10 protein-coding genes are annotated in these 7,583 nt (G+C 37.5%); 7 read left to right on the top strand and 3 right to left on the bottom strand.

Annotation, left to right across the window (positions count from 1 at the left end; translation table 11 throughout):
* Positions 1-283: 283 nt before the first annotated feature.
* Complete coding sequence (locus BIV60_RS23960) at positions 284-1,099, top strand: YitT family protein (protein ID WP_071358228.1); 816 nt, start codon at positions 284-286, stop codon at positions 1,097-1,099.
* A gap of 78 nt (positions 1,100-1,177) precedes the next feature.
* Here BIV60_RS23960 and BIV60_RS23955 read toward each other — a convergent pair whose 3' ends face one another.
* The 3 genes from BIV60_RS23955 to BIV60_RS23945 all read right to left on the bottom strand — a co-directional run bounded on the left by BIV60_RS23955 (position 1,178) and on the right by BIV60_RS23945 (position 2,560).
* The gene (locus tag BIV60_RS23955) at positions 1,178-2,038 is read right to left on the bottom strand and encodes a DUF421 domain-containing protein (RefSeq protein ID WP_071358227.1); all 861 of its coding nucleotides are present in this window, start codon (positions 2,036-2,038) and stop codon (positions 1,178-1,180) included.
* Positions 2,039-2,056: 18 nt separating this feature from the next.
* Positions 2,057-2,263, bottom strand: coding sequence for a DUF1657 domain-containing protein (locus BIV60_RS23950; protein ID WP_071358226.1), 207 nt, complete (start codon positions 2,261-2,263; stop codon positions 2,057-2,059).
* A 93-nt stretch (positions 2,264-2,356) separates the two neighbouring features.
* Positions 2,357-2,560 carry a DUF1657 domain-containing protein gene (locus BIV60_RS23945; protein WP_071358225.1) on the bottom strand — a complete coding sequence of 68 codons (204 nt, stop codon included), beginning with the start codon at positions 2,558-2,560 and terminating at the stop codon, positions 2,357-2,359.
* A 145-nt stretch (positions 2,561-2,705) separates the two neighbouring features.
* On the opposite strand from BIV60_RS23945, the gene BIV60_RS23940 reads away from it, so the two are divergent.
* The 6 genes from BIV60_RS23940 to BIV60_RS23920 all read left to right on the top strand — a co-directional run bounded on the left by BIV60_RS23940 (position 2,706) and on the right by BIV60_RS23920 (position 7,474).
* The gene (locus tag BIV60_RS23940) at positions 2,706-3,047 is read left to right on the top strand and encodes a YmaF family protein (RefSeq protein ID WP_071358224.1); all 342 of its coding nucleotides are present in this window, start codon (positions 2,706-2,708) and stop codon (positions 3,045-3,047) included.
* 187 nt (positions 3,048-3,234) lie between these two features.
* Complete coding sequence (locus BIV60_RS23935) at positions 3,235-3,675, top strand: MarR family winged helix-turn-helix transcriptional regulator (protein WP_071358223.1); 441 nt, start codon at positions 3,235-3,237, stop codon at positions 3,673-3,675.
* Between the two features lie 5 nt (positions 3,676-3,680).
* Positions 3,681-4,346 carry an HlyD family secretion protein gene (locus BIV60_RS23930; protein ID WP_071358222.1) on the top strand — a complete coding sequence of 222 codons (666 nt, stop codon included), beginning with the start codon at positions 3,681-3,683 and terminating at the stop codon, positions 4,344-4,346.
* An 8-nt stretch (positions 4,347-4,354) separates the two neighbouring features.
* Complete coding sequence (locus BIV60_RS23925) at positions 4,355-6,148, top strand: DHA2 family efflux MFS transporter permease subunit (RefSeq protein WP_071358221.1); 1,794 nt, start codon at positions 4,355-4,357, stop codon at positions 6,146-6,148.
* 123 nt (positions 6,149-6,271) lie between these two features.
* Positions 6,272-6,433 carry a hypothetical protein gene (locus BIV60_RS29895; RefSeq protein WP_177177387.1) on the top strand — a complete coding sequence of 54 codons (162 nt, stop codon included), beginning with the start codon at positions 6,272-6,274 and terminating at the stop codon, positions 6,431-6,433.
* Between the two features lie 123 nt (positions 6,434-6,556).
* Entirely contained in the window at positions 6,557-7,474 is a 918-nt protein-coding gene (locus BIV60_RS23920) for a YitT family protein (protein ID WP_141770539.1), read from the top strand.
* Positions 7,475-7,583 lie beyond the last annotated feature (109 nt).

Genomic DNA, 7,583 nt, shown 5'->3' with positions numbered 1-7,583 from the left:
GTATAAATATTATTGAGGAATTGTCAATTGTTTTTCTCGAAAAATAATTTTCGATAAAATAACGAAAAATATAATAGTGAATAATAACTAATCCATGTACATAAAAATTTATTGTTTTAAAGCTATTTTCAATAAATATGGTAAAGTATCCGAAAAAGTGAATAAAAGAAAATTTGGATTTATCTGATAATTGTATATTATTGTAAAAATACTATTAAATTTACTTGCTGCCAGGGAATATGTATGATAATTGAAAAGGGTAGATAGTAGGAGGGACACTTTCTTGCAATATCTTGGAATTCTTATTGGTTCTCTCATAGTAGCGTTTGGATTTAATCTTTTCTTAATTCCCCATCAAGTCTTAAGTGGTGGAATGAGCGGGATTTCGATGATTTTAGGGATGATTACCCCGCTTAATACGGGATTTGCGAATTTCCTTTTAAATCTTCCGCTATTAATTATTGGATATAAAATGCTCGGAAGAAAATTCATTATTAATTCAATCCTTTCCGTCATCATCATTTCTCTTGGTCTTTATATCATTCCAGTCCATGCGATTGCCCAAGATAAAATTCTTTCTTCTATATTTGGCGGTGCGATCACTGGACTTGGTGTAGGGATTGTATTTCGGAGCTCTGGATCTACAGGCGGGTTCGATATCATTAGCATGATCTTGGCTAGAAGAATGGATTTTCCAATTGGTGTCCTCCTATCCGGTATGAACGGTGTTGTCATTATCATCAGTGGATTTTTATTTAATTGGGACTCAGCTCTCAACACTTTGGTTTCCATTTTTGTCACAGGAAAAGTTGTGGATGCCATTTACACGGATCATGCCAAGCTGACGATCATGATTATTACAGAAAAAGGCGAAGAAATGCGGAAACATTTATTATCTAATTTGTACAGAGGGTTAACGATTATGGATGGTATTGGCGGGTATTCTAATAACAAAAGGAATATTTTAGTATCGGTTATATCCAGATATGAATTAAATGATGTTAAAAATCTCATTTCTGAGGTGGATCCTTCAGCATTTGTCAATATTACAGAAACAGTAGAAGTAATGGGGCTCTTTCACCGGCCCAATCCGAATTAAACAAAAGGCTTGTACTCATTGGGTACAAGCCTTTTGCGTCAAAAAGATCCTTATCGATTGGAATAAGGATCTTTCTTTTTAACCATTCAGATAGGGAGCTAACTTTTCGATTGCATTTTGAACAATGACAGCATTTTTCTTAAACATTTCCCTTGATTCTGTGCAATCGGTTGCCAGTGAAAATAATTCTAAGTCTGCATGGGTTTTTTTCAACATCGCCATGAGAAGTGGGCGTTGCTGAGGGGATGGTACCTGTATTTTGTCATCATAAATATCGACGGTTAATTCTCCGTATGTGTCGACCTGGCCGATAAAAACATTATCTAAGGTTACCCCAAGCTTTTCTAGTTCAGTATTTAACCAATTCCGGCTTTTCCCGGATGAACGTAGGGCTTCATCTAAAATTTTTCCGTCCATAATAACGGTTTGGGGCTCTTTTTCATTTGCCGTTTTCATATTTAGATCTTTTGGGGTTAAAGGACGATTTTCTTTTTTCAACAGGGCACTTAAATTTCCCCGTGGTTCTAGAACGGCAAATTCCACATCCGCAATTCTAAAAATATCTTTTTGCCTTAGAAGAGCAGATAATTCATCAATCGTGTACTTTTCCTTCTTCAAATTTTCCTCTAATACTCTTCCATCTTTTATTACGATTGCGCCTCTACCTTCCATAACATCACGGAATTTCTTGCTTTTTAAAGAGAGGAAGTCAGACAAAAATGTAATCAGTCCAAATACAATGATGGCTAATGCCCCATGATAGGCATTACTTTCTAGTCCTGTAACTACTTCCCCGGCGATACTACCAATCGTGATACCAGCCACATATTCGAAGAAGGAGAGTTCGGAAATCTGCTTCTTTCCGAGCAGTTTAGTGGTTAAAAATAAGAGCAGTAGGAAAATAATTGATCGCGTAATTATAAAGACCCATCCCGGCATCTGTTCTCACCTCATCATTTAAGATCCTTTGTATTGCGGTTCTTGACGTTCAAGTTGAAATACTCTTGTTTGAATATCTTTTTTTACATTTTCAAATGTCAGCGCAGTTTCATGAAACGCTCTTTTCGCATCCTCATCCAAGGAATTTAGAGCAAGAGCTGACAATTGTGCCTCGATATCTTTAATTGTTACAAGGGTTTGCTTTACATTGGAAGCGACTGTCACATTACATCTTCCTTCCTTTTGGCTTTAGCCTATGTAATGGGATTCACGATTGAAATGAAAAATGGGTTGGCAGTAGCGCCAACCTATTTCTTCTTATTGGTTATATTGAGGTTCTTCAGATTGAATCTCCTGAAGACGTGGTTCCAAGCTATCTAAAACTGATTGTGTTTGCTGGGCAGCTTGTTGGTAAAGCTGTTTCGCATTTTGGTTATCAGTGGCTAAAGCAAAGGTTTCAAAACTTGCTTGTGCACTTTTTAAGCTTGCTAAGGCTTGTTTTACTTGTGTTCCAACCGTCATTTAAAAATCCCTCTTTCGTTTTGAATTGAAATTACAAAAGTAGTATGCGAATTTGGTTTGTGGCTTATGTACATTTTTTATTTTCTTTTTTTAAAAATCCAAGCATATAGATAGACAGCAGGATTTTTTTAATGGAGGGAAGAATGTGAGAGAAAAAATAGGAAAAGATGATTTTGTTCTGGGTTTTGTTCCCCATCATAATCATGGATCGGTTGATTACACAGGAATAAGTGCCAACCATGTCCATCAATGTTTGGATGTAACATCACCCCCGATTCAAACTCAAGATGGGAGTCATATCCATTATACGGAAGGGTACGTTTTATTTGAGGATGGTCACACCCATCACTACCGGGCATATTCGGGTCCAGCCATTCCAATTGGGAATGGAATGCATGTTCATTATTATGATTTTCATACTTCAGAAGATAGCGGGCACAGCCATCATGTAAAGGGAGTCGATCACCCGGCCCCGGGATCGAAATGATAATTATTCAATGAAAAAAACCAGTCGATTGACTGGTTTTTTATATATTTTTCTCAGCAGTGGAGTGAAATATTTTGTTGTTGACATACTAAAAACTGACTGTATATAATTTTAACTTGTAATAATTTATTTCGCATACGAAATATTTGTTTGAGAAACCTTAGATTGTCGAGGGAAGGAGGAAAAAATGTACGAATTAAATAATGAAATAGTGGAATCATTTTCCGAAATAAATAAGGCCATTTATCGGCTCATTAAAACAGAGGCAGACCGGATTGGAATAACAGTTGTACAGTTGAAGGCACTATATAGAATTTCTTCAAATCCAAACATTAGTTTAGGGGAACTTGCCGAGAAATTGAGGCTGACAAACAGTACAGTCAGCGGGGTCATTGATCGTTTAGTTAACAGTCAACTAGTTGAACGAGTTGTCCCGCCTGAAAATCGTAGAGCTGTATCCATCCACTTAACTCAAGTTGGGAAAGAGTTAGTAGATCGGGTTTATTCTCCAGAGTCACTTTTATACAAAAAATTAAACGGTGTGATGTCCTTGCCAAAAGACGAAATCGAACACCTCTTACGATTACACAAGCTTGTCTTATCGAAACTTTCACTTGAGGAGGAATAAAATTTATGAGTGTAAAACGAATGGTATTATTAAATATCATTATATTAATTGTCTTGGTAGGAGGCGGTTTTGCGGTATATTCCTACTACAATAAAACTGTAAATTATTTATCTACCGATAACGCACAAATAGCAGGTCAGCAAGTAACAATTGCCGCTCCGGCGAATGGAAAATTAACAGATTGGACGGGAAACGTGGGCGATCATTTTTCAAAAAATGAAAAAATCGGAACCATTGTTTCAGCAGGAACTGGGACAGGGGCTCAAGCAGCACCAACCTCTATTGATGTTACTCTCCCAACAAACGGAACAGTTGTTCAAACAAATGCCGTGAAAAATTCTTTCGTAGCAGCCGGTACACCACTTGCTCAAGTTTTTGATCTTAATAAATTATGGGTAACAGCGAATATAGAAGAAACTTCAATTGATGAAGTAGCAGAGGGACAGAGTGTAGATATTTATGTAGACGCATTTCCAAATACTACTTTAAAAGGAACCGTTGAAAAAATCGGTCTTGCTACATCAGGTACATTTTCACTTTTACCAAGTTCCAATAGCACTGGTAACTATACAAAAGTGACTCAAGTAATTCCTGTTAAAATTTCAATTGATGATAATAAAGGAGTACAAATTGTCCCTGGTATGAACGTGACCGTGAGAATTCATAAGTAGGTGATACGATGTCAATATATATCACGGTATATGTTATTTTTAGCCTATTACTGTTATTGTTTTTAAATTTTTTGTTTAAGAAAAAAAACAGAAAACCAAGGAATGGTTCGGCTTATGATTCGACTTCGGTCCCTCAAGAAGAGAACCGCAAAAATATGGAAGAACAAGTAACAGATTTACTAAAGGAATCGGCTATACCTGAGCCGGCATTGGAATATGTAGAAGCAGATGTGGAACCAATTGAGGATATGGAGCCGCAAACCTTATCGCGGATGAAAGAATCGAAAAAGGAAGTTGGAAAAGGAAAGATTCTTACAGCTTTAATGTTGGGTGCCTTTGTTGCCATTTTAAATCAGACGCTTCTTAATGTAGCAATACCTCACATTATGGCTGATTTAAACGTTTCAGCTACAACTGTTCAATGGTTATCAACAGGATATATGCTAGTCAATGGTATCTGTATCCCGATCACAGCTTATTTAATTGAAAAATTTGGAACAAGAAAATTGTTTATCACTGCGATCCTTCTCTTTACAATTGGTTCATTTATTTGTTCCTTTTCTACAAACTTTAGCTTTCTTATGGTGGGAAGGATTGTGCAGGCGACAGGAGCAGGGGTCATTATGCCACTCTTGATGACTGTTTTCTTTACCATTTTTCCACCGGAAAAGCGCGGCATGGCAATGGGGATGATGGGGATTGTTATGCTTTTTGCACCAGCCATTGGTCCAACCTTATCCGGATGGCTAATTGCGCATTTTTCATGGCGATTATTGTTTGATATCGTTATCCCAATCGGATTGCTCGATTTAATCTTGAGTTTCTTATGGATGAGGGATGTTACGAAAATTACCAATCCTAAATTTGATTTCCCTGGGTTATTATTTTCAACTTTAGGATTTGGTTTTCTACTATATGGTTTTAGTGAGGCAGGAAGTAAAGGGTGGTCGAGTACAACAGTCGTTATTTCACTTATCATTGGGATTGTTGCATTAATTGCCTTCGTTATAAGAGAACTTTCAACGGAAAATCCGATGTTGGAATTAAGGGTTTTCAAATATGACATCTTTGCCTTAACGACGATTATCAGTATGATTATTAATATGGCTATGTTTGGCGCCATGATCTTACTACCTATTTACTTGCAAAATATTCGAGGGTTTTCCGCATTGGAATCAGGCCTGTTATTATTGCCTGGAGCTATTGTGATGGGAATCATGTCGCCGATTTCAGGGGCATTGTTTGATAAAATAGGGGCAAGGTGGCTTGCTGTTGTTGGATTAACGATTACAGTGATTACCTCTTGGCAATTTACAACCCTTAGTATGACAACAAGTTATTCGCATATTTTGCTTCTTTATGTAATGCGGATGTTTGGAATGTCATTTTTAATGATGACGGTTATGACAGAAGGGTTAAACCAGTTACCGCGTCATCTTGGTTCTCATGGTACTGCCGCTTCCAATACGGCAAGGCAGATAGCAGGCAGTATTGGAACGGCGTTTCTTGTAACGGTTATGTCGACACGCCAGGGTGTTCATATGGGGCAATACTCAAACTTAATAACCAGTACGAATCCGTTTATTGCAGGAAAGGTATCACAAATTGGTCAAGGAATTGCAGCACTTGCACATGTACCAGCAGCAGCTGGTAACCAGCTTGGTTTGTATATGATTTATGGGCAAACGATGAAACAAGCAACGATTGAAGGCATCAATGATTCATTCGTTGTGGCAACAGGAATAGCAGCTGTTGCACTGGTTCTTGCTTTCTTTATCAAGCGTGCGCGGATAAAAGAATAATAATAACGTTAGGTTATTGGGCTAAGCGATTGCTTGGCCCTATTCTTTTTATAAAATTTGTCTGAAGAACAGTAGGAATATTTAGGGATAATATAGGAAAAAATTAGTGAGGAAGGAGCTGATTTGTTTATGGTAAATGGAAGGAATAAGAAAAAGGAACCAACGATTGCACCTGGAATGGATGACCAGGAAGAGTTAGAGCAAAGTGCAACAGAAGAAGAGGTTGAAAATGAAGAATATACAAGTGTCACTACCCTTTCATATGATGAAGTAGACCCAAGCTGACTTTTCAAGGTTCTGCCTGTCACCCCCAGGCAGATTTTTTGTGCAATAATGAGCAAATAAATACTAAAATGAGTCATGGTCCGATATACTTAAAGTAGAATATTCGTTGAAAGGGGCAAGATAATGTCAGAAATTCAAAATATCTCTTTGACTGAACAGCAGGAAGCGATATTGGAAACAATCCAGCACCGAAGACTAACGAAAAGGAAAATATTTCAAAGGATTTTGTTAATCACACTTGGTGCTACATTAATGGGAGTTGGCCTCGAAATTTTCCTCGTTCCCAACAATGTAATTGATGGTGGTATTACAGGTATTTCCATTATGCTTTCCTACATGACCGGATGGAAAATAGGTATCTTCCTCTTTATTTTAAACATCCCTTTTTTCTATATCGGATATAAACAAATTGGAAAAACCTTCGCTTTATCCACACTTTATGGAATTATTATTCTTTCCATTGCAACCACATTACTTCATCCAGTCCCTGCCTTTACGCAAGATATACTGCTAGCAACCGTTTTTGGTGGGATTATTCTCGGAATAGGAGTAGGAATCGTCATTCGTTATGGAGGTTCTCTAGACGGAACCGAAATTCTTGCGATACTTTTTAACAATAAACTTCCTTTCTCAGTTGGGGAAATCATCATGTTTTTTAATCTTTTCATTCTTGGCAGTGCGGGATTCGTCTTTTCATGGGATCGTGCCATGTATTCGTTAATTGCCTATTTTGTCGCTTACAAAACGATTGATGTCACTGTTACAGGTCTTGATGAATCAAAATCGGCCTGGATTATCAGTGATAATGCCAAACAAATCGGGGATGCTATCATGAACCGTCTTGGCCGTGGGGTAACGTACATGAATGGTGAAGGTGCATATTCCGGAGATGATAAAAAAGTAATCTTTTGCGTCATCAATCGTCTTGAGGAGGCAAAATTAAAGGAGATTGTATCTGAAAATGATGATCATGCCTTTTTAGCTGTTGCTGATATCGCTGAAGTTCGAGGTGGAAGGTTTAAGAAAAAAGATATTCATTAGAAGCCATCCAGGCTTCTTTTTTTAAAATAAAGAAAGTATAAAATTTCGTCTTTGAGAATTGTCCAGCTCCAGCGCCTAGCCCCTCGAGGGAAAAAATGAACTGCTTTTT

Origin of the sequence: Bacillus sp. MUM 116 (assembly GCF_001866655.1) — a bacterium.
Classification (GTDB): Bacteria; Bacillota; Bacilli; order Bacillales; family Cytobacillaceae; genus Neobacillus.
This window is presented reverse-complemented; position numbering and strand designations above follow the sequence as displayed.

Bases quoted from the DNA above. Each gene is read 5' to 3' on its own strand.
- BIV60_RS23945 (WP_071358225.1), bottom strand. From the start codon at position 2,560: ATGACGGTTGGAACACAAGTAAAACAAGCCTTAGCAAGCTTAAAAAGT.
- BIV60_RS23925 (WP_071358221.1), top strand. From the start codon at position 4,355: ATGTCAATATATATCACGGTATATGTTATTTTTAGCCTATTACTGTTA.
- BIV60_RS23920 (WP_141770539.1), top strand. From the start codon at position 6,557: ATGTCAGAAATTCAAAATATCTCTTTGACTGAACAGCAGGAAGCGATA.
- BIV60_RS23935 (WP_071358223.1), top strand. From the start codon at position 3,235: ATGTACGAATTAAATAATGAAATAGTGGAATCATTTTCCGAAATAAAT.
- BIV60_RS23955 (WP_071358227.1), bottom strand. From the start codon at position 2,038: ATGCCGGGATGGGTCTTTATAATTACGCGATCAATTATTTTCCTACTG.
- BIV60_RS23930 (WP_071358222.1), top strand. From the start codon at position 3,681: ATGAGTGTAAAACGAATGGTATTATTAAATATCATTATATTAATTGTC.